This window comes from Pseudomonas sp. KU43P (genome assembly GCF_033095865.1).
GTDB lineage: Bacteria > Pseudomonadota > Gammaproteobacteria > Pseudomonadales > Pseudomonadaceae > Aquipseudomonas.
Genome location: NZ_AP019365.1, coordinates 2,844,899 through 2,870,406 on the forward strand (window position 1 = coordinate 2,844,899; position 25,508 = coordinate 2,870,406).

Annotated in this window: 24 protein-coding genes and 2 pseudogenes; 8 read left to right on the top strand and 18 right to left on the bottom strand. The window is 62.1% G+C overall.

Annotation, left to right across the window (positions count from 1 at the left end; all coding sequences use genetic code 11):
• Positions 1 to 35: 35 nt before the first annotated feature.
• On the bottom strand, positions 36 to 1,415 hold the full coding sequence (locus KU43P_RS12825; RefSeq protein WP_317663556.1) for an APC family permease: 1,380 nt from the start codon (positions 1,413 to 1,415) through the stop codon (positions 36 to 38).
• 411 nt (positions 1,416 to 1,826) lie between these two features.
• Here KU43P_RS12825 and KU43P_RS12830 point away from each other — a divergent pair.
• Together KU43P_RS12830 and KU43P_RS12835 are read left to right on the top strand one after the other, a co-directional pair.
• Positions 1,827 to 2,129: pseudogene (locus KU43P_RS12830) on the top strand (GntR family transcriptional regulator); the annotation flags it as partial.
• A gap of 14 nt (positions 2,130 to 2,143) precedes the next feature.
• Positions 2,144 to 2,386 (top strand): OprD family outer membrane porin, encoded by a 243-nt coding sequence (locus KU43P_RS12835; protein WP_317663798.1) that lies wholly within the window; start codon positions 2,144 to 2,146, stop codon positions 2,384 to 2,386.
• A 91-nt stretch (positions 2,387 to 2,477) separates the two neighbouring features.
• Here the strand turns inward: KU43P_RS12835 and KU43P_RS12840 are convergent, their stop codons facing one another.
• Complete coding sequence (locus KU43P_RS12840; protein WP_317663558.1) at positions 2,478 to 5,015, bottom strand: HWE histidine kinase domain-containing protein; 2,538 nt, start codon at positions 5,013 to 5,015, stop codon at positions 2,478 to 2,480.
• Between the two features lie 191 nt (positions 5,016 to 5,206).
• Between KU43P_RS12840 and KU43P_RS12845 the strand changes: the two genes are divergently transcribed.
• On the top strand, positions 5,207 to 5,707 hold the full coding sequence (locus tag KU43P_RS12845) for a peroxiredoxin (RefSeq protein ID WP_317663560.1): 501 nt from the start codon (positions 5,207 to 5,209) through the stop codon (positions 5,705 to 5,707).
• A gap of 132 nt (positions 5,708 to 5,839) precedes the next feature.
• Positions 5,840 to 7,204 carry a putrescine-ornithine antiporter gene (potE, locus tag KU43P_RS12850; protein ID WP_317663561.1) on the top strand — a complete coding sequence of 455 codons (1,365 nt, stop codon included), beginning with the start codon at positions 5,840 to 5,842 and terminating at the stop codon, positions 7,202 to 7,204.
• On the opposite strand, the gene KU43P_RS12855 is transcribed toward potE, so the two are convergent.
• The 3 genes from KU43P_RS12855 to KU43P_RS12865 form a co-directional block, all read right to left on the bottom strand.
• Positions 7,102 to 7,620, bottom strand: a complete 519-nt coding sequence (locus tag KU43P_RS12855; protein WP_317663563.1) for a DoxX family protein — start codon at positions 7,618 to 7,620, stop codon at positions 7,102 to 7,104. The two genes, potE and KU43P_RS12855, sit on opposite strands and share 103 nt — an antisense overlap.
• Before the next feature lie 42 nt (positions 7,621 to 7,662).
• Entirely contained in the window at positions 7,663 to 8,310 is a 648-nt protein-coding gene (locus KU43P_RS12860; protein ID WP_317663564.1) for a ferric reductase-like transmembrane domain-containing protein, read from the bottom strand.
• Between the two features lie 107 nt (positions 8,311 to 8,417).
• Positions 8,418 to 8,681, bottom strand: a complete 264-nt coding sequence (locus KU43P_RS12865) for a hypothetical protein (protein WP_317663565.1) — start codon at positions 8,679 to 8,681, stop codon at positions 8,418 to 8,420.
• A 133-nt stretch (positions 8,682 to 8,814) separates the two neighbouring features.
• On the opposite strand from KU43P_RS12865, the gene KU43P_RS12870 reads away from it, so the two are divergent.
• On the top strand, positions 8,815 to 9,084 hold the full coding sequence (locus KU43P_RS12870; RefSeq protein ID WP_317663566.1) for a hypothetical protein: 270 nt from the start codon (positions 8,815 to 8,817) through the stop codon (positions 9,082 to 9,084).
• 210 nt (positions 9,085 to 9,294) lie between these two features.
• On the opposite strand, the gene KU43P_RS12875 is transcribed toward KU43P_RS12870, so the two are convergent.
• Positions 9,295 to 10,416 (bottom strand): alkene reductase, encoded by a 1,122-nt coding sequence (locus KU43P_RS12875; protein ID WP_317663567.1) that lies wholly within the window; start codon positions 10,414 to 10,416, stop codon positions 9,295 to 9,297.
• A gap of 161 nt (positions 10,417 to 10,577) precedes the next feature.
• On the opposite strand from KU43P_RS12875, the gene KU43P_RS12880 reads away from it, so the two are divergent.
• Positions 10,578 to 11,525 (top strand): LysR family transcriptional regulator, encoded by a 948-nt coding sequence (locus KU43P_RS12880; RefSeq protein ID WP_317663568.1) that lies wholly within the window; start codon positions 10,578 to 10,580, stop codon positions 11,523 to 11,525.
• A gap of 355 nt (positions 11,526 to 11,880) precedes the next feature.
• On the opposite strand, the gene KU43P_RS12885 is transcribed toward KU43P_RS12880, so the two are convergent.
• The gene (locus KU43P_RS12885; protein WP_317663569.1) at positions 11,881 to 12,195 is read right to left on the bottom strand and encodes a hypothetical protein; all 315 of its coding nucleotides are present in this window, start codon (positions 12,193 to 12,195) and stop codon (positions 11,881 to 11,883) included.
• A 342-nt stretch (positions 12,196 to 12,537) separates the two neighbouring features.
• On the opposite strand from KU43P_RS12885, the gene KU43P_RS12890 reads away from it, so the two are divergent.
• The gene (locus KU43P_RS12890) at positions 12,538 to 13,167 is read left to right on the top strand and encodes a dTMP kinase (protein WP_317663570.1); all 630 of its coding nucleotides are present in this window, start codon (positions 12,538 to 12,540) and stop codon (positions 13,165 to 13,167) included.
• Positions 13,168 to 13,202: 35 nt separating this feature from the next.
• Here KU43P_RS12890 and KU43P_RS12895 read toward each other — a convergent pair whose 3' ends face one another.
• The 9 genes and pseudogenes from KU43P_RS12895 to KU43P_RS12935 all read right to left on the bottom strand — a co-directional run bounded on the left by KU43P_RS12895 (position 13,203) and on the right by KU43P_RS12935 (position 20,934).
• Complete coding sequence (locus tag KU43P_RS12895) at positions 13,203 to 13,847, bottom strand: 3-oxoacid CoA-transferase subunit B (RefSeq protein WP_317663571.1); 645 nt, start codon at positions 13,845 to 13,847, stop codon at positions 13,203 to 13,205.
• 8 nt (positions 13,848 to 13,855) lie between these two features.
• Positions 13,856 to 14,551, bottom strand: a complete 696-nt coding sequence (locus KU43P_RS12900; RefSeq protein ID WP_317663572.1) for a 3-oxoacid CoA-transferase subunit A — start codon at positions 14,549 to 14,551, stop codon at positions 13,856 to 13,858.
• Positions 14,552 to 14,851: 300 nt separating this feature from the next.
• Entirely contained in the window at positions 14,852 to 15,121 is a 270-nt protein-coding gene (locus KU43P_RS12905; RefSeq protein ID WP_317663573.1) for a hypothetical protein, read from the bottom strand.
• 62 nt (positions 15,122 to 15,183) lie between these two features.
• The gene (locus tag KU43P_RS12910; protein ID WP_317663574.1) at positions 15,184 to 15,555 is read right to left on the bottom strand and encodes an ethanolamine utilization protein EutQ; all 372 of its coding nucleotides are present in this window, start codon (positions 15,553 to 15,555) and stop codon (positions 15,184 to 15,186) included.
• Complete coding sequence (locus KU43P_RS12915) at positions 15,552 to 16,880, bottom strand: NAD(P)/FAD-dependent oxidoreductase (protein WP_317663576.1); 1,329 nt, start codon at positions 16,878 to 16,880, stop codon at positions 15,552 to 15,554. The genes KU43P_RS12910 and KU43P_RS12915 overlap by 4 nt, the downstream gene beginning before the upstream one ends.
• Before the next feature lie 9 nt (positions 16,881 to 16,889).
• Positions 16,890 to 18,125, bottom strand: a complete 1,236-nt coding sequence (locus KU43P_RS12920) for an FAD-dependent oxidoreductase (protein WP_317663800.1) — start codon at positions 18,123 to 18,125, stop codon at positions 16,890 to 16,892.
• Positions 18,114 to 18,275 (bottom strand): annotated as a pseudogene (locus KU43P_RS12925) (rubredoxin); the annotation flags it as partial. The gene KU43P_RS12920 and the pseudogene KU43P_RS12925, both read right to left, overlap by 12 nt.
• A gap of 12 nt (positions 18,276 to 18,287) precedes the next feature.
• Positions 18,288 to 19,733, bottom strand: a complete 1,446-nt coding sequence (locus KU43P_RS12930; protein ID WP_317663577.1) for an aldehyde dehydrogenase family protein — start codon at positions 19,731 to 19,733, stop codon at positions 18,288 to 18,290.
• 10 nt (positions 19,734 to 19,743) lie between these two features.
• On the bottom strand, positions 19,744 to 20,934 hold the full coding sequence (locus KU43P_RS12935) for an aromatic ring-hydroxylating oxygenase subunit alpha (protein ID WP_317663579.1): 1,191 nt from the start codon (positions 20,932 to 20,934) through the stop codon (positions 19,744 to 19,746).
• 396 nt (positions 20,935 to 21,330) lie between these two features.
• Here KU43P_RS12935 and KU43P_RS12940 point away from each other — a divergent pair, with 396 nt between their 5' ends.
• The gene (locus KU43P_RS12940; RefSeq protein WP_317663581.1) at positions 21,331 to 23,034 is read left to right on the top strand and encodes a BCCT family transporter; all 1,704 of its coding nucleotides are present in this window, start codon (positions 21,331 to 21,333) and stop codon (positions 23,032 to 23,034) included.
• Between the two features lie 66 nt (positions 23,035 to 23,100).
• Here KU43P_RS12940 and KU43P_RS12945 read toward each other — a convergent pair whose 3' ends face one another.
• Positions 23,101 to 24,009 (bottom strand): LysR substrate-binding domain-containing protein, encoded by a 909-nt coding sequence (locus tag KU43P_RS12945; protein ID WP_317663583.1) that lies wholly within the window; start codon positions 24,007 to 24,009, stop codon positions 23,101 to 23,103.
• 481 nt (positions 24,010 to 24,490) lie between these two features.
• Entirely contained in the window at positions 24,491 to 25,402 is a 912-nt protein-coding gene (locus KU43P_RS12950; RefSeq protein WP_317663585.1) for a LysR family transcriptional regulator, read from the bottom strand.
• Positions 25,403 to 25,508 lie beyond the last annotated feature (106 nt).

A 25,508-nucleotide genomic window follows, 5' to 3' on the forward strand; every position in this document is an offset into this window, starting at 1 on the left:
TTGCATTGTTCGCATCGATTGATGCCGATGCCGGATCAATCGGCCATTTGCAACTCAGGCAAGCTCACGCGGAACGCTTTGGTCAGGCCCAGAAGGCAGAGGAAACCAACGCCCAGCCAGCACAGGCCGATGGTGAACGACATGCTCGACAGGCTGGTCCACAGCCACAGCGTGCTGAGGAAACCGAGCACCGGGATCGCGCCGAACAGCAGGTAGTTGCGTGCACCGCGCAGCTTCTGGTCGAGCAGGTAGTGCTTGACCACTGCCAGGTTGACTGCAGAGAACGCGAACAGCGCGCCGAAGCTGATCATGTTGGCGACCGTGTCCAGGGTGATGAACAAGGCGACCAATGACATCGTGCTGACCAGCATGATGGCCGTGGCCGGCACGCGTTTCTTCGTCACCAGGCGGCCGAACACCCGTGGCAGCGCACCGTCACGCCCCATGGCGAACAACACCCGCGAAACGCTGGCCTGGGACACCATGGCCGAGGCGAAGCAGCCGGCCACGTAGGTGGCGGTAAACCCGGTGACCAGCAGCTCGCCGCCGACCCGGCGCATCACGTCTACCGAGGCCGAGTCCGGGTCGGCGAAGCTGGCCCAGTCGGGGAACACTTGTTGTGCGAAGTACGACACCAGCAGGAACAGCAGCCCGCCGATCACCGACACCGCCATGATCGCCTGGGGGATGCGCTTGGTCGGGTTGCTGGTTTCCTCGGCCATGGTCGACACCGCATCGAAGCCCAGGAACGACAGGCACAGCACCGCAGCGCCGGCCATCACCAGCGGCACGCTAAAGCCCTCGTGGTGGAACGGCGCCAACAGCGACACCGGTGCCGCCTGCTCGCTCAGGTTGCGCACCGACAGGGCGACGAAGACCACGATGAACACCAGTTGCGCCACTACCAGCAGCCAGTTGACCCGGGTGATGGATTCGATGCCGATGAGGTTGAGGAAGGTGACCAGGGCAATCGAGCCCAGCACCCACACCCAGGCGTGCACGGCGGGGAAGTACTCGGACATGTAGATGCCGATCAGCAAGTAGCTGAGCAGCGGCAGGAAGATGTAGTCGAGCAGCAGGGTCCAGCCGGCGATGAAGCCGAAGTGGCTGCCGAAGGCCTTGCGGGTGTAGGTGTAGACGGAGCCGGAGTAGGGGTGGGCCTGGACCATGCGGCCGTAGCTGTAGGCGGTCAGCAGCATGGCGGCGAGGGTGAGCATGTAGGCGGTGGGTAGGTGGCCCTTGGTCATTTGGGTGACCAGACCGTAGGTGGTGAACACCGCCAGAGGCACCATGTACGCGAGGCCGAACAGCACCAGCGCGGTCATGCTCATGGATTTTCGGAAACGGCCGGAAGCGGCAGGTTGCGACGCAGGGTGATGGGCAGGGGCAGAGTCTGTATTTGTTGTTGTATGCATTGCTAACTCCTGAAAAGGAATGCAGGACGCCGCAGCAGGCGAGCGGGCTCGCTACTGGTCTTGGGAGTTCGATCAGGGACAAGGTCAGGGGTGGGGCTGGGGAATGCTCCCACACTCCGGGGGTGGTCGAAATCACCCTTTGGGGGGAGCTGCGTCCGAGGCGTGCGCGATCGCCAATGGTAATTGGCTTGAAATCAATTTCTCCGGCGTTTAGCAACGAGAAACGTCATTTATGTCGTAGTCCTTTTCCGAGCCTTAAGTCAGCGATTCGTTAGCTATTGTGAGCTTGCTGACGGCGCTCTAGTCTCGGGTTTACATGCACATGTTCATGGCTGTGTCTGAAACGCTCAGGTCGGGCGGTGTTTGGGAAGCTTGGAACCTGGGTCAGCTTTTTATTACTGATGATTGAGTATGGATGCCAAGAAAACCAGTAAATCCAGCTACACCTATCAGGCTGTGTACCGCTATCTACTCGACTGGATCGAAGCAGCACCCTCGGACGTCGAACAGCGCTTGCCGTCGCTGCGCCAATTGGCCGAGCGGCCGAACGTCTCGGTGTCCAGCACCAAGTACGCTTATTCGTTGCTTGAGGACGAGGGGCGGGTGTATGCAAGGCCTAAACTGGGCTACTTCACGCGGGCTCGCAGTACGCCATTGCATGCAGAGCTTTCGCCGACTCTGCTCGACATGGTGTTCTCCAGCGCTCGTCAGCCGCCAAGGGCTGGGGCATCGATGGTAGTCACTATCGCGGCGGGCGCAATGGTCGTCACGCCGGCTATGCGGTGAGCGGCCTGCGCAATGCAGCGCATGAGGAAAATGGTGTGGTGCTGAGTTATGTCATTCCGTCCGGCAGTTTGCGTCAAACAACCCTGCGAACAATCGTATACAACCACCGTGCCCAGGGTGGGCAGATCGATGGCAGTTATGATGAGGTGCGGTTGGTGATCACTATGCCGATGAAGTTATGGTGATTGGAGATGCCCTTGCACTTCGGGCGTCCTTGAGGGGAAGCCTAGAATCTCCCATGGGGTGATCGCGCACCCTTGCAGTCGTGAAGGCTGCCTAGCCGAGCAAGGCTTCCAGGTTCGAAAGGATGGACGCTGCGTCATAGGGCTTGCGCACCACCGGCACGTGTTTCAGGTGGGCAGGAATGCTCACGCTGTCGCCATAACCGGTGGCAAACAGAAACGGGATGCCCTGACCCGCAAGCGTGTCGGCAACAGCCATGGAGGTGCCGGATCCGAGGTTAATGTCCAGTACAGCCACATCCGGTTTGCGCGTGGCCAGCAGTTTCAGTGCCTCGGTTTCGGAGTTGGCGGTGATGACGTCGTCCACTTGCGCATCGACGAGAATCTGCTCCAGGCCGACGGCAATGACCAACTGGTCTTCGAGGATCAGCACACAGGCTTGCGCCAGGGCCGCGCAGTCGGGCAGCGCTGTTGGTGCGGGGGCCGAAGGGCTGTCAGGGGTGACGTCCTCGATCAGGGTCAGGTGCTTGGCCGGGATCTTGAACACGCCATACAGCCCATCCGGGCGGTACTCAAGAGCGCTGGTGCCACCCAGGTCGAAGGGGATGCTGCGCTCGATCAGCACAGAGCCGAAGCCGGTGCGGCTCGGCGGGCGCACGGTAGGGCCGCCGCGCTCGCACCAGGTGATCTCGCAAGCGCCGCCGGCATCTACCGCCCAGGTCACCGACAACGTGCCGCCCGCCCGAGACAACGCGCCGTACTTGGCCGCATTGGTGGCCAGTTCATGCAGCACCAGGGCCATTACCGAATAGGCCCGAGCATCCAGCAGCACGGCGGGGCCGCGCAGGTCGAGGGCGTCGGCCGAGGTGCGATAAGGCGACAGTTCGGCTTCCAGCAGCGTGGCGAACCGCCCACCGCCGTCGCCCCGCACGACCTGATCGTGTGCCAGTGACAAGGCCTGGATGCGGCCTCTGAGGGTGGCCACATAGCTGTTGAGGGTCTGGTTTTCCGAGGTCGGGTGAGCCACCAGCGCGCCGATCAGCGACAGGATGTTCTTCACCCGATGGTTGAGTTCTTCGTTGAGCATGCGCTGGCGCACATCCGCCTTGGCGCGTTCGTCGGCCAGCAGCTCGCTGTTGTGCAGGGCAACCTCGACGATCGCGGCGCGGATCGCCTCGCCAAACTGGCGGTCCTGCTCGGACCAGGGCAGCGCGTGCTGGTGTACGGTCTGTTTCCACACCGCAAAGCTCTTGCGCGGGGTCAGGCGTTCGCCCAGTGGGCCGCTTTCGTAGGTCTTGTTCGGGTCGCCGGCCCAGTCCAGGGTTTCCACCACCTCCTTGCGAAACAGCATGAGGTAGTCCCTGGGGTGCTGGGACATCGGCACCATCAGCACGCCCGACACCTCGAGGGCATAGTCCTCTGCGGGCGGGTGGGCCATCGACAGGCAGTTCGACGCCCAGGTGCGCCCTTCGGCAACCCCCTCGGCGAAGCTGAGCAGGCCGGGAATCGCCGCTTTCGGCGGGGTCAGGCCCTCGGCGGTCCAGCGGCCTTGCTGGGCCATGCCGATGCCGTCGCAGGCGATCAGCGCTTTGAAGTCCGACAGGCGCGCGCGCAGCAGCGCCTCGATGTCTGCGGTGCGGTGCGCGTCGTGCAGCAGCTTGTCCAGCACCTGGCGAGCATGCGCGGCGGCTTCCAGGGTGTGCCGGGCGCGCAGGGTTTGCAGGTGCAGGGAAAAGAACTCGCCGAACATCTCCGCCGCCACCCGCTGGCCCATGGCCAAGGTGCGCGGTGCGTAATGGTGGCAGGCAATCAGGCCCCACAGCGCACCGTCGACGATCACCGAAATGGACATGGAGGCACCCACGCCCATGTTGCTCAGGTACTCGCAGTGGATCGGCGAGACGCTGCGCAGGTGCGCGTAGGACAGGTCGAGCGGCTCGCCGGAGAGGTCCAGCACCGGCTCGATCGGAACGGTCTTGAAGTTGGCATCGGAAATGATCCGCACCGGGTTGCGCAAGTACAGGGCACGGGCCTGCTGCGGGATGTCCGAAGCCGGGAAGTACTGCCCCAGAAAGCTCTCCAGGCCGCTGCGCTTGGCCTCGGCAACCACCTTGCCGGCGCCGTCGGTACCCAGCTGGTAGATCATCACCCGGTCGTAGCCGAGCAGCGCGCGCACGCGCCGGGCGGTGTCCTGGATCAGTTTGTCGGAACGTTCGACCTCGCGTAGCTGGGCGATCACCGTGCGCACCAGTTCGACGGGCTCGGCGATGCTCGCGCCGGAGGGCTCGAACTCGAGGATGACGGTGCCCTTGTAGAGGTGCCCGGACACATCGAATGCGCGGCCCGAGGCGAGCTCCACGGCGAACGACAGTGCCGGCCGCGAGGCCTCCTTGACCCGCGCCAGCGAGTTGCGCAGGGTGTGCGCGGCCTCGGCACCGATGATCGCGTCCAGCCGCTGGCCATTGAGCTCGCCAGCAACGCCCAGCATCGCCGAAGCGTTCGCGGAGTGACGCAGAATGACACTGGCCGAGGCGTTACAGGCCAGCAGGCAGCCGTGTGGCTGGATGCTGCCAGGAATCTGGATGGGTTCGCGGTCACAGTTGGTCAAGTTGACCTGAGGGTGCACAGTCATAGGTTCCTGCTGGTTTCCCAAAGACCGGCGGCCTGTGTGACTGCCGAACATTTTCAGGTAAACGAGATGGTTACGGTCATGTTCAGCTTCGGAGTCTAGCTGGCGAGCCTGCCTTCGTCATCTCGGGCGCATCTGTGCCGGTGTACTATGCCGCGCAGCGTATATGCAGGTTCAAACTCAAGGAGACTGTAATGATCAAGTCCGGCGATCAACTGCCCGATGTGACCCTTTATGCATTCAGCGATGGCCAGGGCGGTTGCCCACTGGGCCCGCAGGCGTTTTCGTTGCGCGAGCGCTGCGCGGGCAAGAAGGTGGTGATCTTCGGCCTGCCAGGGGCGTTCACGCCGACCTGCTCGGAGCGCCACGTGCCGGGTTACCTGACGGCTGCACCGGCGCTGTCTGCTGCGGGGGTGGATGAAATCATCTGTGTGGCAGTGAACGATGCATTCGTGATGCACGCCTGGGGCAAGACCTTTGCCGACCAGGGCCCGGTCAGCATGATCTCGGACGGCAATGCCGAGCTCACCGACGCCCTGGGGTTGGCCCAGGACGCCTCTGCCCGCGGCATGGGCCGGCGCTCGCAGCGCTATGCGTTGCTGGTTGATGACCTTGTGGTCAAACATGTGGCGGTGGATGCGCCAGGCAAGCTCGAGGTGAGCGATGCGCAGAGCATGCTGGCGTTGCTGGGCTGACCACATCGCCGGCAAGCCGGCGCCCAGTCACAGTCACGGCAAATGATCTATACCCAATACGGCAGTCGCTCCTGACCCGTTGCAGCACATCGCCAGGCGCAATTCCAACCCCTCAAGCACAAGGAGTCTGCGATGGCTGATGCAAGCAAGAAAATGAGCCTGATGGGGCTCACGACGCTGGTGACGGTGAACATGATGGGGTCGGGGATCATCCTGTTGCCCACCAACATGGCGCAGCTTGGGGCTGTTTCGCTGCTGTCCTGGGTGTTTACCGCCGTCGGCTCCATGGCCATCGCCTACTGCCTGGCCCAGTGCGGGGTGTTCTGCACGCGTTCCGGGGGCTTGTCGGCCTATACCGAAGAGGCCCATGCGAAATCGGGCTTCTTCCTCTGCTCCTACCTGTACTTCCTGTCCCTGGCCATTGCCAACGTGGCCGTGGCGATTTCCGCCGTGGGCTACATGACCGCCTTCGTGCCTTGGCTGGGCACAGGGGCGATACCGCTGTGCGTCGGTACCATCACGTTGATCTGGCTGACCACCATCGCCAACTTCGGCGGGCCGAAAATCACCGGCAAGATCGGCGCGTTCACGGTGTGGGGCGTGATCATTCCGGTGGCGGGGCTGAGCATCTTCGGCTGGTACTGGTTCAAGCCCGAGATCCTCATGGCGGCCTGGAACCCCAACCAGCTGCCGATCTTCGAAGCCATCAGCAAGGCCATACCCCTGACGCTGTGGGCGTTCCTGGGTATGGAGTCGGCAGCCCAGGCCACCGACGCGGTGGAAAACCCCCGGCGCAATGTGCCGCTGGCCTGCCTGTTCGGCACGCTGGGGGCTGCGGTGGTGTACGTGCTGTCGACCACGGTCATCCAGGGCATCATCCCCAACGCCGACCTGGCCAAGTCTTCGGCGCCCTTTGCGCTGGTCTATGGCACGCTGTTCGGCCCGGCCGTGGGCAGTGTCGTCATGGCCCTGGCGGTCATGGCCTGTGTCGGCTCGCTGCTGGGCTGGCAGTTCACCCTGGCGCAAACCGCCAAGATGACCGCCGACCAGGACCTGTTCCTCAAGCTGTTCGGCAAGGTCAATTCGATGAACGCGCCGGTAATCGGCATGACCGTGTGCGCCTTGCTGCAAACCGTGATGGCCCTGTCGACCATCTCGCCCGATGCCGCCGCCCAGTTCGGCAGGCTGGTCAGCCTGGCGGCGGTGACCAACCTCATCCCCTACATCACGGCGCTGACCGGTTTGCTGGTGATCATGCACAAAGCCGGGGTCACGCCTGCGGTCTACACCCGTAACATGGTAGTGCTGCTGGTTGCCGTGGGCTATTCGCTGTATGCCTTGCATGCCTGCGGCCTTGAAGCGGTGATGGGCGGCACCCTGGTGCTCGCCATCGGCTACTTGCTGTATGGCTTCCTCGGCCAGAAATTCACCGACAGCGCATCCACGCTGAAGCCACCCGCGCCCTTGAGCAGCAACGGCAGCAGTGCGACCAGGTAGATCAACGGCAGCTTGAAGTTGCCAAAACCGTGGTCGGTGATGCTGTAGCCCTGGGCCAGCTCTGCCAGCGTCGACCACTGGGCGGGCCAGTGTACGGCGGCGATGGCGACCAGCGTCACGACGATGAGCGAGGCGCAGGCAAACCGGGTCGCCAGGCCTAGCAGCAGGAGCAACGGCGCGATCAGCTCGGCCCACATCGACACCTGCCAGTCGAAACCTGCGGAAAAATGATTGAAGGGAAAGGGGAAGTTGGCGTGGATCTGTTCGAACCAGTTCTCGCCATGCCATTTTTCCAGCCCGGACTCGAAGAACTCCCAGGCCAGGAACAGCCGTAACGGGATGTCCCAGCCCCAGGCAGCGAGGCGGTCGAGGTGCAGGAAGGTGGGTTTGATCGGGGTGAGGGTCAGCAGGGTCATGTGTACCTCGGCGTCATGTTTGAAGGTTGGCAAACGGCGATTTCAGCGAGAGCGGCCTGGCTCTGCAGCCAGGCGAGCGCTGCGCCCAAGGTGCACGGCCAGCTTGGCTGCCAGCTTGAGGGCAACGGCGCTGAACATCAGCGCGAAGCCGAGCGGGTACCAAGAGCCCATCGGAATGCGCTTGTAGAGCGACAGCAAAAACACCCCCGCGATCACCCAGCTACCCACGCTGTGCAGGCCTTTCCAGGCGCGGGCGCCAAGGCGCTTCACGGCGGCGGCAGAGGACGTGAGCGCCAGCAGGATGACGAACACATAGCCAATCGATCCGGGGATATTCGCGGCGGCGCTACGGCCCTGCCAGAACACCTCGGGAAAGTACTGCACATAAAGAATGATCAGCACCGCATGCACGGCGTGCGAAAACGCAAACGCCAGCCCCAGGAAGCGCCGTTCGCGCAGCAAGGTGCGGCTGAACGTGCTGGGCAGCAGCGTCGCCAGCGACGAGGCGAGGAAGGTGGCGAGGAACAGTGCAAAGGAGGTGCGCGCCGTCGCGCGGATAGCACTGCGCAAGGCATCCACCCATTGTGGCTGGGCCCAGAGGGCGATGGCTGTGATGAACAGCACCAGCAGGCTCAGCAGGCAGAACAGGCGCCAGCCTTGCAGGCTGGAGGGAGTGGCAGAACGGGTCATGGCAGGCTCCGAAGCGTGGGCGCGGCGTGCGGGGTGCCGCCGCGTCTGGCGCAGCCATGGTGTCAGCAGGATTTATCCGGGGTGTGTCCGGCAGAGCGCGTGGTGTATCACTGTGTAGCGCAATGGGCGTCGGCGGACGGTTGCGCCGGAGGCTGGGCCTTGCGCATCAAGGGCACCCGCAGCGTGGCGAAGATGAAACACGCCATGATGACCCGGAAGGCGTCGGCGTAGCTCAGGGTCTGCGCTTCGCGCCAGGTCAGTGCCCAGAGCTTATGCAGCGCGCTCTGGCTGGCGTCGAAGCGGTTCTGCCTCAGCAGTTGGGCGTTGTTGCTCCATCGCTCCAGCCAGGTGTTCATGGTTTTGCTGCGCACGTTCAGGTGCTCCGCTGGTCGGCCGCTTATTGGCGTTTATCAATAAGCCCCGGCGGTCCGATATAAAACTTCTCTGGACGGGCTAGGCGCACACTCGAATGAGCTCGGGTTTTCCGAGCATCGAGAGGTGCGTATGAACACTGGCAAAAGCGTTAGCGATATCGACGCCCCACGCCCTGAAGCGGCCGATGGAGACGATTGGCCAACCGGGCAGGACGATGACGAAAGCGAGGAAGAGGAAGAGGGTGAGCAGGTCAAAGGCGCACAGCCGATAGATCCGGATGACGTCGTCGATCAGTCGGCACTCAAGGAAAGCGAAAGAGGCTCCGGCCACCCCGACCCGTCCAGGGCGTCAGAAGCTGAACGTTACAGTTATCAACCGTGGCAGAAAATGAAGCCGTGAGCGTGCGTGCCTTTCAATCTCCAGGGCCCGGGCCTGGCAAGTAAGGCAGCAACCTTCACCACCGCGTAGCACTCGCAACTGAGCTGTTCCAGCCGAACCTGTCGAGCACCGAGCGGGGGCAGGGGCTACCTTCGTCGCGTCGGGTGGATCGATCGTGGCGCTCAGCCAGAAGTGAAAAAGCCGCTCTGGGCAAGAGCGGCTTAGGCTTGGCTACGCCGCGTATGGCGGATAGTCGACGTATCCCTCAATGCCGCCGCCGTAGTACGTATCACGGTTGGGCTGGGTGAGCGGCCAGCCGTTTCTGAACCGCGCGACCAGGTCCGGGTTGGAAATGAACGGCTGGCCGAATGCCGGCAGGTCGATCAGGCCGCTCGCCACCAGTGCCTGGGCGCGCTCCACCGTGAGGTCGCCCGCCAGGATCAGCGCCGTCGAGCCAAGTACCTTGCGGCAGTTGCGCAGCAGATCATTCAACGCTTCTTCACGGGCTTCGGCGGTTTGCGAGCGGAGGAAGAAGTGGGTCTGGTCCATGACGTGGACGTAGGCGATGCCGCGCTGGCCCAGACCTGCACAGAGTGCGTTGTAGGTTTCGTCGATCTGCGGATACAGGGGCATGTCCATCAGCTGGCCGTAAGGCGAGATGCGAATGCCGACGCGCTCCTTGCCGATCCGGGCGCTGACGGCGTCCACCACTTCGAAGACGAAACGCAGGCGGTTTTCCAGGCTGTCGGGACCGTACTGGTCGGTACGGTCGTTCACGTGCGGGTTGAGAAACTGCTCGATGAGGTAGCCGTTGGCGCCGTGGATCTCGACGCCATCGAAGCCCGCCTCGATGGCATTGGCAGCGGCTTGAGCGAAGTCCCTGACTACGCGCGCCACTTCGTCAGTAGCGAGCTGGCGCGGTACCGAGGTCTGCAGAAATCCCGCCACCCCTTGCGCGTCGTAGCCGAATGCGAACGCGCCTTCGGCGACCTTGGTGCTTGCGCTTACCGGTGCAGCGCCGCCCGCCTGGATCGAGGTGTGGGAGACGCGGCCCACGTGCCAGAGTTGGGCAAAGATCCTGCCGCCTACGCTGTGTACCGAATCAGTCACCAGGCGCCAGCCTGCGATCTGTTCAGGTGTGAAGATGCCAGGGTTGAAGAGGTAGCCCTGGCCTTCGCGGGAGATCGGCGTGCCTTCCGAAACGATCAGGCCGGCGGTCGCGCGCTGGGCATAGTAGAGCGCCGTCTCGACGGTGGGGATGTCCTGGGGTGAGCGCGAACGGGTCATCGGGGCCATGACGAAACGGTTGGCGAGGGTGGCATTGCCCAGTGTGTAGCGGTCGAACAGGCTCATCGAGCGTCTCCGTGAAGAGTGTGAGTTGCGGCTGAGCGGCAGTGGATGGCCACGCTTTGCTCAGTGGTTCATTTCCCCTAGGATATTTGAGAAATGGCTGGCTATTCGCGGAGATTATTACCAAGTGATCGGAATTGAATTCACTAATGGCAGTGCGCGCCATGTACTCCTCTGAGCGCCTGAAAGGCATCGATGTGTTCGTTACGGTGGCAGACCTGGGCAGTTTCACTGCCGCTGCCGAACAGCTGGGGCTGACCAGCTCGGCAGTGAGCAAGGGCGTTGCCCGGCTGGAAAAGCGAATCGGTACGCGCCTGTTCCGGCGTACCACTCGCCAGCTGTCGCTGACTGAGGCGGGCACGACGTTTTACCGCACCTGCACGGCCGTGCTGGCCGACCTGGAAGAAGTCGAACTGGCCATCGTCAACGAAAGCCACGAGCCCCACGGGCGGGTGCGCATCGACCTGCCTGCCGCATTCGGCCGCCAGCATGTGCTGCCGCTGATCTGGGATTTCGTCCATCGGTACCCGCAGCTGCAACCGCATATTTCCTTCTCCGATCGCTTCATCGACCCGGTCCACGACGGCGTCGATATCGTGGTACGTATCGGGGGCACCGATGCGTGGCCGGCGGCGCTGGGCCACCGTTATTTCGGCGCGCAACGCCTGGTTTTCTGTGCTTCCCCTGCCTACCTGCACACGCACGGCGAACCACTGAGCGCGCGCGACCTGGAAAACCACCACTGCATCGGTTACCTCGACGACGCAGGCCTGGTGAGCCCTTGGTATTTCAAGGGGCGCCAACCTGGCGAGATGGAGCGGCGGGTGGTGCATTCAAGGATTGCGGTCGGTGATGGCCAAGGGGAGGTTTCCGCGATCTTGGCGGGCCACGGTATCGGGCAACTGCCCACCTGGGTCGTGCAGCCGCATCTGGAGGCGGGGGCGCTCGTCGAGGTGCTGCCGGCGCTGGCAACCGATGGCCTGCCGATGAACCTGGTGTGGCTGAAGAGCCGGGAAGGGTTGCCGAAAGTGAAGGTACTGCTCGATTACCTGGCAGAACGCCTTGGCCCGCATGGCGCCAGGCGATCGGGGGGAATGACTCCAATCGCGTGAGGAGTACATTTGTACTCCCTGCACGATTGCGTGACTTCAAAGGGGTCAGAGCCCGTAGCGCGAGGCGAGCTGACTGCTGGAAAGCTGGCCGAGGCTGGCCACGGACGAGATGTCAGCGGCGATCGTCGCTCGAGTGCTGTTGGCCTGGCTGGTCAGGCATGAGTGCCGCTCATCGTTCAACATCGCGATGAATTGCTCCCCGCCATTTCTCCCAAACTGATCCCCAGATTGAAGGTGCAGATGTTCAGAACCGAGGCGAAATCCACGGCCTTGGGGGTAAACCGCTGGGCAGTGGTCAGCATCCCACCCTGGACCGCTGGCTGGGTCGAAGTGGTTTCGACTCAGCGTTTCGCGCCTAGAGCTCGGCCAACAGCCTGGTCAATTGCTCGTGCTCCCAGGTGCTCATCAACTCCATCGGGTGGGTGCCGAACCTGTGCGTCGAGTCGAAGACATAGGCTCTGCCATCTGGTGCGTAACAACTGGCGCAGTGATCCAGGGCGCCGCCTTCGATGCAAAAGGCAAGTACCCAACCCTCGACTTCCACCGTCATCTGGCCGCACTGGCGTTGTGCCCAGCGTTGCCCGCTCACACGGTGCATCGTGCGAATACCCAGCGCGATATCGCGAAGCACCTGATAGGCCTCACGGGTGGTCAGGGAACTGAGGGGCAAGATCGATTTCCGGATCGGGTGAACGGTGCTGCGCAGGGTACAGGAGTGTGAATCCGACGGCCATCCAGGTTAGCGAGAAGCACAAGTAGAGAGCGTTAGGCTTTTTGCAGGCCAAGGGCTTCGAGACGGGTGGTTTTTCGACAGTGAGCAAGCGAATGGCTCCTGTGGGGCCGGGTATCGTTTTGCGGCCTGAACCTCCGGGTTCTAGGGGCGTCAGCCAGAAACCGGGTAGAGTGGTCGCCGTGGCTGTACACAGCACTCCATTCGATTCGCCAGGTCGCTCCAAGCGACTGCTGCGATGACATGGAGCCCATCAATCGCACATCATTTGTTGTTTCAAGCATGAATCGTTCGCTGTTCGTATCACTCGATGGGCCCAAAGGCGCCGGCAAGACCACCCTGCTGGAGGCTGCCACGCAAGCACTGAGGGCAGAGGGCAAAAAGGTGATCCGCCTGAGCGAGAGCAAGAGCGACCCGTTCAGGGCTGAAACCATGGCACTCGTCAATCAGCTGGTGCGCAACCCTTCCCGCGACCTGGAATGGGCAGTGTGCGAGCGCTTTGCCCAGAGCCGTCGGTGGATTTCCGAGCACGTGCTGCCCAGGCAGCCGATTGGCAGCGTCATCCTGATCGATCGCTGGTACCCGTCTGAGGCGGCCTTTCGCCGGATCGTCCCGTTTGCCGAGATTCTGCAACTGAACCTGGAGCACAACGTGCGAGTGCCGGACCTGCACGTAGGGGTGGTCACCAGCCCGGAGATTTCATGGGCGAGGGCGGGGGCACGGCGCCGCGGCTTGAGCAGCACGGTGCTGTTCAGGCTTGAAGAGCAGGCAGCAGCGACCGAGGCATTCGAGTGCGCGGCGGTGCAGCAGGGGTGGGTTCTGTGCCGCAACGAAGGGACGATTGAAGCGGCTACCAGGCAGGTGGTTGCCGAGATCAACCGTGTGCTTTCATGCGGTGTACAAGGCACTTGAGGCTGTACCCGACAGCCTCAAGCGGGGGAGGCGTGTTACGGGAGGATCAGCGGCACGCCACTGAGCTTCTGCAACTCGTCGAAGTCGATGTCGGCGCAGATCTCTACCACTTTCAGCCCGTCGGACGTCACTTCAAGCACGGCCAGGTCGGTGTAGATGCGGCTGACGCAACCGATGCCGGTCAGCGGGTAGGTGCACTCGGGCACCAGCTTGCTTTCGCCGGACTTGGTCAGGTGGTCCATCATCACGAACACCTGGCGGGCGCCGGTGGCCAGGTCCATCGCGCCGCCCACGGCCGGGATCGAACCCTCGGCGCCTGTGTGCCAGTTGGCCAGGTCGCCCTTGACCGACACCTGGAAGGCGCCCAGTACGGCGATGTCCAGGTGGCCGCCACGCATCATCGAGAAGGAATCGGCGTGGTGGAAGAAGGCGCCGCCGGTGAGCAGGGTCACGTGCTGCTTGCCGGCGTTGATCAGGTCATCGTCTTCTTCGCCCGGCGCAGGGCTTGGGCCCATGCCCAGCAGGCCGTTCTCGCTGTGCAGGAACACTTCCTTATCGCCCAGGTAGTTGGCCACCATGGTCGGTGCGCCAATGCCCAGATTGACGTACGCGCCTTCCTGGATGTCTGCGGCCACGCGCTGGGCCATCTCGGTGCGGGAGAGCTTTTTGGTGATGGTCATGGCAGGCCTCAGACAGCGTTGGCGATCGAAGAAGCGGCAGCGCCGGTGACGGCAACCACGCGCTGGACGAAGATACCCGGGGTGATGATGTGTTCCGGGTCCAGCTCACCGAGTTCGACGATCTGGTCGACCTGGGCGATGGCGGTCTTGGCGGCCATGGCCATGATCGGGCCGAAGTTGCGAGCGGCCTTGCGGTAGATCAGGTTGCCCCAACGGTCGCCCTTGTGCGCCTTGATCAGCGCGAAGTCGGCGTGCAGCGGCATTTCCAGGACGTACTGGCGGCCGTCGATCTCGCGGGTCTCTTTGCCTTCGGCCAGCAAGGTGCCGTAGCCAGTTGGCGAGAAGAACGCACCGATGCCCGAGCCCGCAGCGCGGATACGCTCTGCCAGGTTGCCTTGTGGTACCACCTCCAGCTCGATCTTGCCGGCCCGGTACAGTTCGTCGAACACGTAGGAGTCCGACTGGCGCGGGAACGAGCAGACCACCTTGCGCACGCTGCCAGCCTTGAGCAGGGCGGCCAGGCCGACCTCACCGTTGCCAGCGTTGTTGCTGATGATGGTCAGGTCGCGGGTACCGGTGTCGATCAGGGCGTCGATGAGCTCGGACGGCATGCCGGCGGTGCCAAAACCACCGACCATGATGGTCGAACCGTCGGTGATCCCTTCCACCGCGCTGGCGATGGACTCAAACGTTTTATTGATCAAAGCGAAATCCTGATTGTTCCTGGAGGATGGATTGTCGATCTGGCCGATTTGCTCTGAAGCGATGGGGCCAGTCAGCGCTTGGGAAATGTTTACTGACGTGGCCATAGCGTGCCGCAAGATGGGGCACAAGTAGAGAGGGATAAGGGGATTTTGTTCGATTATCGAACAGTTGTGCGAGGCACATGAAGCGCTCATGGCGGCTGCGCACCTGGCTTGGGACAGCTTGGCGTAATCACTTTTGCCTCCACGGCACGAGTGGGTGCGGTGTCAGTTGTGTCTGAGCAACTGCCGGGCTCACACCTAATCGATCGGCACCCCGTGGTTGTTCTTCCACAGCTGGCCTTCGGTGGCGCGGGGATTGCGCGCTTGGCGTATTTCCATGTGGGGGCGGATATCAATGCCGGGCGACGGGTGCCGTTGCTGGAGGATTTTGAAAGCGGTGAGGAAGATATCCTGCATGCGGTGTTCATCGGCCCGGGCCGGCAACTGCTGTAGCGGGTGAGGGTGTTTATCGATTTTCTGGTCGAGCGGTTTGATGGGCGCCATGTCAGTTGAATAGGCGCGTTCCAAGGGTAAGCCAGCGACATTCCTGTCGCTGGCTTTATCGTTTGAAAGGGGGGAGTGGTCGGTCGTCAGGCAAGGCCGTGGCGCTGTTTCCAATCACCCGGGTACACCACATAACCGAACAGCGCGTGGCCTGCATAAACCAGCTCCGTGCCTTCGGGAATCCACAGCACCTGGCCTGGCGATACGCGATACACCTCGCCGTTGGCCTGCAATTCGAAACAGCCCTCAATGACAAAAATCACTTCGTCGTAGAGCACCGTCCAGGCCACTTCGGCACCTTCCCAGCGGGCAAAGCCGATGCCCAGGTTGGGCGACACTTCGTTACTGATGGCGCGTGCTACCCACGCGTCGCCAGGCGGGCCGCCCCGCTGGGCAAAGTCCAGGTCCCGGTGGTCGACCAGACGCACGGGGCCATTGCCGCTTGGCGCGCGGCTCATACTTCGCTCCTGCTGTTGAACGCTGCCCAGCGGATCCGGGTGCGCACACCCATGCCCAAGAACGGCTCAGGCGGGTTACGCGAAGGCATGCCAGTCACTGCGCGGATGTCACTCAATTGCCGGGAGTCCGCCCCCACTGCCATGTCCGCCAGCAGCGTGCCGGAGATGGTGCCCCAGGCCGCGCCCACGCCGTTGTCGCAGGCGGTGGCGTAAACACCGTCATCGAGCTGGCCGAAGTAGTTGGTAAAGTTGCGTGAGATCGCATACACCCCGCCCCAGGTATGAGTGAACGGCACCTGTGCCAGTTGCGGATAGCGCGCCGCGAAGGCCTTGCGATGGTCATCGCGAATCTTGTTGCGGGTAGCATCGGAGATGCTGCGACCGTAGCGAGGAACATGCTTGTAGGTATTGCGGATGATCAGGCGCCGGTCCTGGGTCATTCGTACAGTAGTACCGGCGTGGTCAGCTGGGGTCAGGCCCCAGTCAGCCTGGGCACCAACCGCTGCCATCTCGGCATCGCTCAGTGGCCGCGTCCAGCTGGCGAAGGTCATCACCGGCAGGAGTCGGTTACGCAGGTAGCCGAACTCCTGGGTGAAGATGCTGGTGCCCAGCAGTACTTGCGGGCTACGGATCAGCCCGTTGTCGCCCCGCAGCAGCCACTTGCCGCTGGGGTCTTTCTGAAGTGTGCGGATTGGCGATTCTTCAAGCACTTCAACGTTGCCGGGAAGTGAACCACCCAGGCCACGTACCAGGGCAGCAGGCTGCATCAGGAAGCAACCGGGCGTGTAAATGGCGCGGCTGTAGTAGCGGCTACCGAGTACACCGGCCAGTTCGTCACGCCCGACTACGCGATAGGGCTCGCCCAGGTCGGCCATCAGTTTTTCAAAGTGATCCAGATAACCCTCGCCACGTTCTCCCACCGCGCCCTGGTATTTGCCCGCATGGGACCACTGGCATTCGATGCTGTGACGGCCGATCAATGTTTGCAGTTGATCGATGGCTGAGCGGTTCAGGCCCAACAGGCGTTGTTTGTGCTGTGGGTCGGGATGCTCGAGGGCGAACTTGTGCGGCAGGTCGATGACGAAACCCGAGTTGCGCCCGGAGGCGCCGTAGGCAATTCGCTGGGCATCTACCAGAATGATGCGCGCCTGCGGCAGGTGTTCGGCCAGGCGCCGTGCGGCGGCAAGCCCAGCGAAGCCGGCGCCGATTACCACATAGTCGGCGTTCTGTTCGCCACTCAGGCGCTTGCTCGGCGCAGGTTCTGGCAGCGCGGCATACCAGCCGCAGCTGCGGTCATCGTGAGGCAGATTGACGATACTGTTCATGGTTCGGCCTCAGGCCACATTTTGTTGGGTGTCCTGGCAGCTTTGCAGCCAGGTATTTCGTTGCAGTTGTGCCTGACGGCCGAGCAGCACGAACCCGCGCAGGGCACCGGCGTGGTCGTGGAACGCAGCGCTCAATCCATCGCTGGTCGCATCGCAGCGCCATTGGCCCTCGCAGCCACCGGGAGGTGTCAGCAGGCACAGTGGGGCGACCGGGGTTTTCACCGTCACCGGCGCCAGTGGGTAGTGGGCGGCGGTCGGCTGGCCCAGCAAGGTCTTGGCCAGGGCACGAATGCCTTCGTTGATCGGCGCGAGGTAGGGCAGCAACTGGCCGTTGATCTCGACGCAATCGCCCAAGGCATAGATGCCCGGCTGCGAAGTCTGTAGTTGTGCGTCGACCTTGATCCCGCGGCCGCAGGCCAGGCCGGCCTCCAGTGCCAGCTCAAGGTTGGGGCGCAAGCCCACTGCACTGAGCACCAGGTCCGCAGCGACGACTTGACCGTCGGCCAAGGTCAATCGGTAGCCATCGCTGCCCGGCTCGATGCGCTGCAAGGTGGTGCCCAGGTTCCACTGCACCCCCAACCCGGATAGCGCTTGTTGCAGGTGCTGGCCGGCCGCCTCGGGGAGCAGGCGTTCCATGGGCCAGGCACCCAGGCCGATTACCCGCACCTGATAGCCATTGCTCGCAAGGTCGTTGGCAAACTCGCAGCCGATCAGACCGTCGCCCAGAATGGCCACGCTGCGCACGCCTTCAAGGCGTTGGCGGAACGCTTGGTAATCCTGCAGGTTGTTGACGCTGAGCAGTGCCTCGGCGCAGCCCTCCATAGGCAACCGCACGGCAGAGGCCCCACTGGCGAGTACCAGTTGACCGTAGTCCATTTCGCCGAGGCTGGTGTACAAGCGCCGCGCCCGGGCATCGATGCGTTCGACTTTGCAGCCGGTATAGATACGAATGCCCAGCCTCTGTTCGATCGCCAGCGGCGTTTCGGTGGCCAGGGCTGCGGCGGTGCGGCCCTGGGCCAGGGCGATGGAGAGCGCAGGCTTGGAATAGAGATGCCCCGATTCCTGGGTCAGTACGCGAATCTCCAGGTGCGGGTCGGCCTTGCGCAGGGCCTGTGCCAGGCCGTAGCCGGCATGGCCGCTGCCGATGATGACCACTGGTTGTGCCGGGCGGGCCGCGACCACAGGCTGGGCCTGGATGACCGGCGCGGCAGCCACAGCTGCGATCGGGGTGCTGAGTTCGATCATTTCAAAGTCGGCCTTGCCGACCTTGCATTCAGGGCATAGCCAGTCTTCGGGCACATCCTCCCAGCGCGTGCCGGGGGCAATACCGTCGTCGGGCCAACCTTTGGCTTCGTCGTAGATCAGGCCACAGATGATGCAGAGCCAGGTTTTCATCGCGCTACCTCCTCACTCGGCCTTGATACGCACGGCCAGGTTCTTGGTCCTGACGTAGCTGTAGAGCGCCTCCTGGCCTTTTTCTCGTCCGAAGCCCGAGAGGCCGACGCCGCCAAACGGCGTTTCGATGCCACCGGCATACCATTCGTTGACGAACACCTGGCCGGCGCACAGTCGCCGCGCACAGCGCAGGGCGCGATTGAGGTCCTGGGTGAACACGCCGGCCACCAGCCCGAACACGGTGCCGTTGGCAATGGCGATGGCCTCCTCTTCGTTGTCGAAGGGGATCACGGCCAGCACAGGGCCGAAGACTTCGGTCTGGGCGATCTCCATCTGCGCAGTCACATCGCGCAGTACGGTTGGCGCCATGTAGTGTCCGCGCAGGCCGCTGATGGCCTCGCCGCCGGTTGCGACCACCGCGCCTTGCTGCTGGGCACGTCGGCACAGGGCCTCGATGCCTTCGAGCTGACCGGCAGAAATCACTGGCGTGTGGTCGGGGTTGTCCTGGCCCAGGCCCACGGTCAGCCCCTCGGCCATCGCTACCACGTCAGCGACGACCTCGTCATAGATCGAGCGATGTACCAGCAGGCGCGACATGGCCGAGCACACCTGGCCGGCATTGAAGAAGATGCCGCTTTTCACGCTGTTGATCAGTTGCTCGCGATCGGCATCCGGGAACACCAGGGCGGCCGACTTGCCGCCCAGCTCCATGACGCTGGGAATGGCGTGCTCGGCGGCGCTGCGCAGAATGCTCTGGCCGGTGCCGACGGAACCGGTGAAGACGATCTGGTCGACATCGCGATGGCCGGCCAGGTAGGCACCCACTTCACGGCCACGGCCGCAGATCAGATTGACTGCACCTTGTGGCAGGCCGGCACGCTCGATGGCCTGCATCAGCACGCACAGGCCAAGTGGCGACAGTTCCGGCGACTTGATCACTACCGCGTTGCCGGCCGCCAGGGCAGGTGCCAGGGAGCGGGCGCAGATCGACACCGGGAAGTTCCACGGCACGATCTGCAGCGACACGCCCATGGGGTCGTAGACAGTGAAGTCCATGTAGCCGTCACCCAGCGGAATCGACGTGCCTTCGATCTTGTCGGCCATGCCGGCGTAATACTCGAAGTAGCGCGCGGCCTCGACGAATTCGTCACGGGCATCGCGCAGGCTCTTGCCGTTTTCCTGGCACAGCACCCACGCGCCTTCGTCGGTGATTGCACGAATCTGCGCGGCAATCTCAAGCAGCCAGGTCACCCGCTGCGCGGGGCGCACGCAGTTCAGAGCGTTGCTGTCGGCACAGCGCCGGGCGGCCTGCAGGGCACGTTCGGCGTCGGCCACACTGGCCTGGGCGATGGTCGCCACAGGGTCGCTGGTGCCAGGGTTGTGGATGCTCAGGTGCTGCTCACTGTCGGTCCACTGGCCGTCGATGAAGTTCAGCCAGTGCGGGGCTATCGAATGCATTGTGATCACCTCAGGCGCGTTGCGCGCAGTCAAGCAGTTGGCGGGCAGCCCACTTGTGGAAGTAGTGGGTCGGCAGGTCCATTTCCGGCGAGAACGCACCGCCGCTGTAGCCAGGCGAGGAGCGGCCCTTCTGCATGCCTTCGACCGAGGCGATGTCTTCGGCGAACACCACGCGCCAGGATTCCATTACCGCTTTGCGCGAGGCGTCGTAATGGCTGTCGAGCGCTTCGTCACCCACGTAGAACAAGCGCAGGTGCTCGATGGTTTTACCCGGCGCCACAGGCTCGAGCATCATGGCGAACGCATGGTCGGCCTGGATGCCCAACAGCACGTTGGGGAAGAACGCCACGTACTCGGCGGTGCGCAGGCGGTCCTGTGGCCAGGATGGGAAGATCGGCAAATGGGTACCGGCAACGGCCGAGAGGTTGTAGGCGTGGCTGCCCTGGCCGGCGAATTCCTCGAACATGATGTTGTAGTGGTCTTCCAGGCGCGAGTAGCTGTTCAGGCTCGGGTGCACCCACGGCAGGTGGTAGGCCTCGCAGTAGTTCTCGACCGCCAGCTTCCAGTTGCAGTTGACCTCGATGCTCATGGCACCGCTGTTCGCTTCACGGCGCAGCAGACCCATGCCGTCGGTGCCCAGGAATTGGGTCCAGCGTTCGGTCAGCGGCTGCAGTTGTTCTTCAAGGGCCGGTGCGTCGCCGGACAGGTTGATGAACACCATGTCCATCCAGATCGTGGTGCGCAGCGCCTTCAGGCCGTGTTTTTCGCAGGCGAAACGTTCGTCTTTGTGCTGATTGATCCCGCCAACGTGTGGGGTACCTTTGAGGCCGCCGTTCAGGTCGTAGGTCCAGGAGTGGTAGGGGCAGCGGATCACACCCTGTACTGCACCCGCCTGTTGCACCAGCTTCACGCCGCGGTGGCTGCAGACGTTGTGGAACACCTGCACCAGGCCTTCGCGATTGCGCATCATCAACAGCGGCAGGCCCATGAAATCGACCGGCTTGACGTAGCTGTTGGTTGGCAGGTCGCTGGCAAAACCGATACAGGCCCAGTTGCGCCCCAGCACCTCGTCGCGCTCAAGTTCGAAATAGCGCTGGTCGGTGTAGAACTCGTTGGTCAGGCCATGAGCTTCATGGATAGGCGCCAGAACGGTTTCCAGGGCGTGGACGGGAATAAGGCGGGAATCAGTCGATACGGTCATTTTTTGTTTTCTCTTGTTAGATGCACGGCAGGCAATGCCTTGATGCCTGGTGCCAGTTTCAGCAAGAGAAAGAAGGGCGACAAACGATTTATTTCAGCGTTATTTATCAGTTTTTCTCATTAATGATTGCTGGGGGAGGGTAGCCGCGGCAGAGGAAGGGGTGGGGAGTGGTCAGGCTCGAAACGTTAAAGATTAATGATTTATCGTAATCAATTGATGACTAAAAATGGTTTGTCGAAGTGGCGGTAATTCTCCCATTTTGATAGGGCCCAAGGGAGCTGCCTCGCTTTGGGTTTGCGGGGAAGTCCGCCGCCAAGGATTCGGCACCTGCCTGTGGCAGTGGCTTCACCCACACCGTGACTAAAACCCTTGAACAAAAACAATAGGGGATATCAAATGCGTGCCGAATCTGGCCTGCTCAAAGGCCTCCATCCCACAGTAACGATCTGGTCGTTACTGGCCGTCGTCGCCTTCGTGCTATTTTGCGCACTGTTTGCCGAACATGCAGCAGCCGCTTTTCAACGTGCCTCGGACTTCATCCTGCAGGACTTCAAATGGTTCTACCTGATCTCCGTCACGGGTGTCCTGGGGCTGCTGATCTATCTGATGTGCAGCAAGTTCGGGCATATCAAGCTTGGGCGAGACGACGATAAACCGGAGTTCAGCTTCGGCTCCTGGATCGCCATGTTGTTCAGTGGCGGCATGGGCATCGGGCTGATCTTCTGGTCGGTTGCCGAACCCATGTGGCATTACGCGGGCAACCCGTTCGCCACCGGCCTCACCGATGAAGCCGCCACCACAGCCATGCGCATCACCTTGTTCCACTGGGGCCTGCACCCCTGGGCCATTTTCACCATCGTCGGCCTGGGGCTTGCCTACTTTGCCTACCGCAAAGGCTTGCCGCTGAGCATGCGCTCGATCCTTTACCCGCTGATCGGTGAGCGCATCTATGGGCCCATCGGACATGTGGTGGACATTCTTGCCGTGGTGATTACCGCGTTCGGTGTATCCCAGTCGCTGGGCCTGGGCGTGGTGCAAATGAATACCGGGCTGAGTCAGGTGTTCGACCTGCCCATCAGCCTGGGGGTGCAGATCACCCTGATCGTGCTCATTACCATGGTCACCACTGTATCGGTGATGGCTGGTGTATCGCGTGGCATGAAGCGCCTCTCGGAATGGAACATGTTGTTGTCGGTGGTGCTGGTGGTGATGATCCTGTTGCTGGGGCCAACCCGCTACATCCTCAACCTGATGCTGGAAAGCACCGGCGACTATGCCAGCCATGTAGTGGGCCTGAGCTTTTGGAGCGATACCCAGAAAGACAGCGGCTGGCAGAACTGGTGGACAGCGTTCTACTGGCCGTGGTGGATGACCTGGGGCCCATTTGTCGGTCTGTTCATCGCGCGAATTTCCAAGGGCCGCACCATTCGTGAACTGATCGCCGGCGCACTGTTGGTACCTACCCTGGTGACCATCATCTGGATGTCGGTGTTCGGTGGTGCGGCGCTCAAGGCTGAGCAGGTCGATCGTCAGCACCACGCAGAACTGGTTGCCAGTGGTGAATTGCAGGGCGACAAGGCCCAGTTCGAAGGTGGCACGGTATTGCTGGCGACCAAGCAGGAAACCACCGCCGCCATGTTCACCCTGCTGCACAAGATCGATGCGGGTACCTTGGGCAAGGTGCTGAGCGTGCTGGTCTGTATCCTGCTGGCGACGTACTTCATCACCTCGGCAGACTCCGGCACCCAGGTGCTATGTACGTTAAATTCCATGGGCAGTGCCAATCCGCCGCAGAGCATCCGCATGCTCTGGTGCATCCTAGAAGGTGCTATTGCCACGGCGCTACTGATGGCGGGGGGGCTCAAGGCGATCCAAATGGCGAGCATCGCCGCGGGATTGCCGATTGCGGGGTTCATCCTGCTGATTAGTTACACTCTGATGCGCAGCTTGCGCCAGGAGATGGCTGACGGCCTGCTTGATACGCCGCCGGGTGGGCGCCAGTCTATCCCTGGGATTCTCCCGCAAGGCATCACGCCGGTGGCCGGGCCGTTGGTCAGTGGGGAGCTTGGTATGGGGCTGACAGCGAAGAAAGCCAGCTGAGCTAGATTTCTCCTGGTAGACACAAGACCGACAGCCATCAGCTGTCGGTCTTGTGTTTTGGGGAGGCTATTTCTGAACCGAAGGCTGGGCCATCAACCAGTCTCGGAACAGCCGCACGCTTTCACGGGGGCCACGCTCGGTGGACGACTCCAGCAGGCAGAACTTGGCGTCGGTCTGCAGTACCACTTCGTTGGGCTTGACCAGCGCACCGGTGCTCAACGCATCGTCCACCAGGTTACCCCAGGCCAGGGCCACACCCTGGCCACTGATCGCCGACTGGATCAGCATACCGTAGCTGTTGATGTTGACGCGGTGCTTGGGTGTTATGGGCTCGTACCCCAAACGCTTGAACCACTCAGGCCAACCTACCCAGTCGCGCTGAGAGTCTTCAAGCCATAGCCAGGTACACGACGACAACCCTTCAATGCTGCTCAGTTGCGGATGCCTGGCCAGATAGGCCGGGCTGCACACAAGGAAAATTTCTTCCGAGAATAGCGGCGTGACAGTCATGTCCTTGGGCGGTGGGTTGCAGTAGTACAGCGCCAAGTCGCTGTCGAGTCTGGCGTAATCCTTCACATGGTCGTGGGCGATGATCCGCAGGTCGATATTTTCATGAGCGTTCTGGAATTCCGACACCTTGGGCAGCAACCACAGCGAAGCCATGGCGGTACTGGTGGCAACGGTGACCTGTTGATTGCCTTGCCACTGGCGTATCTCGCCGGTAGCGCGGGCCAGGTGCATCATGCATTCACGCACCGTTTCGTAATACTGCGCGCCGGTGGGGGTCAGGGCCATGCTACGAGTGGTACGGGTGAACAGTGCCTTGCCCAGGTAGTCCTCAAGAAGGCGAACCTGACGGCTGATTGCACCCTGGGTGACATTCAATTCCTTGGCAGCAAGGGTAAAGCTCAAGTGGCGTGCCGCAGACTCAAAAGCATGAAGACTGTTGAGCGGCGGAAGAGGCTGGATTTTCACGGGCGGAGGTCCACACATTTTTCTTATCATCCGCCCTATATTAACGATCAGTTCAGTTACTGGAGTGGCGGTTTGAAGAATTAGTTTTTCATCCGCGTTGCTGGGGCCGGCCAGGGAAATATCGTCGTCAGTAAGAGCGACTCGTATCGCTTGGCTGGAGAGCTGAAAAGTTACCGGCTGGAGCTGGAGCAGGGCGAGCTCAGACGTCATGAGGCTGCAATGCACCTGAATACTCATGCGCAGCCCGGTGCCTGAACTTCAGCGGATGTCGGGCTCGGCCAAGCAGGTTAAAGGGGCCGTCGGACCGTTCCGTTAGCGGGTTGCCGTTCTTTGGCGAAATGGGGCAGGGCGGCAACATCTTCTACGCCTGCGCTTGTTCGAGGAGTGGTGTCGGGCCCTCGGGGCCGGTTGCTGGGCCCCGTGCCATACATCGCGAATCCGAACACGGGCCTGCGTGTCGGTTTTCGGTTTGGTCAGAGGCTCATGGGTTGCCTGGCGCTATTCGCTGTAATCGCTCGGAAATGAAGTCACGCAAGGCTCGCATCAAGGGTGTGAGTTGGCGTCGGCTTGGGAGCACCATGAACAGTGGGGCGGCTTCGGTCGTCCACTCGGGACACAGGCTCTGAAGCCGTCCCTGCGCCAGGTCTTGTGCAACATCGAACCACGCTTTGTAGGCAATGCCTTTACCCAACAGGGCCCAACGGCGAACGACATCGCCATCATTGGAAACGTTCACACTCCTTACGCGCACGGTGATTTCGGAACGCTCGCCGTCGCTGAAGCGCCATCGGTCATGCACGTCTTCGGCGAGCATGAAACACAGGCAATCGTGTGTAGTGAGGTCGTGCGGTGTCGCTGGGCTGCCGTGCTTGGCCAGGTAGGCTGGCGATGCGCAAAGCACACGCCGAATCGAGGGTGCTAATGGTAGTGCCACCAGGTTCGAATCTGGCGGTTTCCCATAACGGAACGCCGCATCTACCGGCTCGCTGTAGACATTGGCCATGCGATCGGACAACTGCAACCGGATCGCTACCTGTGCATGCAAGCCTTGAAACTCGTCGAGCCATGGCAATAGCACATTTCGGCCAAAGTCCGAGGGGGCGCTCAGTTTGAGTACGCCCCGCAGTGCCTGATTGCCTTCCGCCATTTGCTGAGCTGCCTGCTGCAGCGTGTCCAATGCCGGGCGGCAATGCTCGAGGAAGCGCTGACCCTGTTCGGTCAGGCGAAGGCTGCGGGTGGAACGTACGAAGAGCGGCACCCCCAATTCTGCTTCGAGCCGTTTCAGTGCAGCGCTGGTGGCGGCGGGGGTCAGGTCAAGCTGGCGCGCGGTGGCGGAAAGACTGCCGGTATCCACCGTTCGCACGAAGATGTCGAGGTCCTGCAAGGCTTTCATCGAAGTGAACTCTAGCGTGGATTATATTCAAATTATTTTTTAATAATACTTCAGTTGGCAAGCCGTTTTTCAAATAAATCCTTTGGCGGATGATCGCTTCAACCTT

Coding starts and splice junctions, on each gene's coding strand:
- KU43P_RS12825 (WP_317663556.1), bottom strand. CDS start 1,415: ATGCATACAACAACAAATACAGACTCTGCCCCTGCCCATCACCCTGCG.
- KU43P_RS12840 (WP_317663558.1), bottom strand. CDS start 5,015: ATGACTGTGCACCCTCAGGTCAACTTGACCAACTGTGACCGCGAACCC.
- KU43P_RS12845 (WP_317663560.1), top strand. CDS start 5,207: ATGATCAAGTCCGGCGATCAACTGCCCGATGTGACCCTTTATGCATTC.
- potE (WP_317663561.1), top strand. CDS start 5,840: ATGGCTGATGCAAGCAAGAAAATGAGCCTGATGGGGCTCACGACGCTG.
- KU43P_RS12855 (WP_317663563.1), bottom strand. CDS start 7,620: ATGACCCTGCTGACCCTCACCCCGATCAAACCCACCTTCCTGCACCTC.
- KU43P_RS12860 (WP_317663564.1), bottom strand. CDS start 8,310: ATGACCCGTTCTGCCACTCCCTCCAGCCTGCAAGGCTGGCGCCTGTTC.
- KU43P_RS12870 (WP_317663566.1), top strand. CDS start 8,815: ATGAACACTGGCAAAAGCGTTAGCGATATCGACGCCCCACGCCCTGAA.
- KU43P_RS12875 (WP_317663567.1), bottom strand. CDS start 10,416: ATGAGCCTGTTCGACCGCTACACACTGGGCAATGCCACCCTCGCCAAC.
- KU43P_RS12880 (WP_317663568.1), top strand. CDS start 10,578: ATGTACTCCTCTGAGCGCCTGAAAGGCATCGATGTGTTCGTTACGGTG.
- KU43P_RS12890 (WP_317663570.1), top strand. CDS start 12,538: ATGAATCGTTCGCTGTTCGTATCACTCGATGGGCCCAAAGGCGCCGGC.
- KU43P_RS12895 (WP_317663571.1), bottom strand. CDS start 13,847: ATGACCATCACCAAAAAGCTCTCCCGCACCGAGATGGCCCAGCGCGTG.
- KU43P_RS12910 (WP_317663574.1), bottom strand. CDS start 15,555: ATGAGCCGCGCGCCAAGCGGCAATGGCCCCGTGCGTCTGGTCGACCAC.
- KU43P_RS12915 (WP_317663576.1), bottom strand. CDS start 16,880: ATGAACAGTATCGTCAATCTGCCTCACGATGACCGCAGCTGCGGCTGG.
- KU43P_RS12920 (WP_317663800.1), bottom strand. CDS start 18,125: ATGATCGAACTCAGCACCCCGATCGCAGCTGTGGCTGCCGCGCCGGTC.
- KU43P_RS12930 (WP_317663577.1), bottom strand. CDS start 19,733: ATGCATTCGATAGCCCCGCACTGGCTGAACTTCATCGACGGCCAGTGG.
- KU43P_RS12935 (WP_317663579.1), bottom strand. CDS start 20,934: ATGACCGTATCGACTGATTCCCGCCTTATTCCCGTCCACGCCCTGGAA.
- KU43P_RS12940 (WP_317663581.1), top strand. CDS start 21,331: ATGCGTGCCGAATCTGGCCTGCTCAAAGGCCTCCATCCCACAGTAACG.
- KU43P_RS12950 (WP_317663585.1), bottom strand. CDS start 25,402: ATGAAAGCCTTGCAGGACCTCGACATCTTCGTGCGAACGGTGGATACC.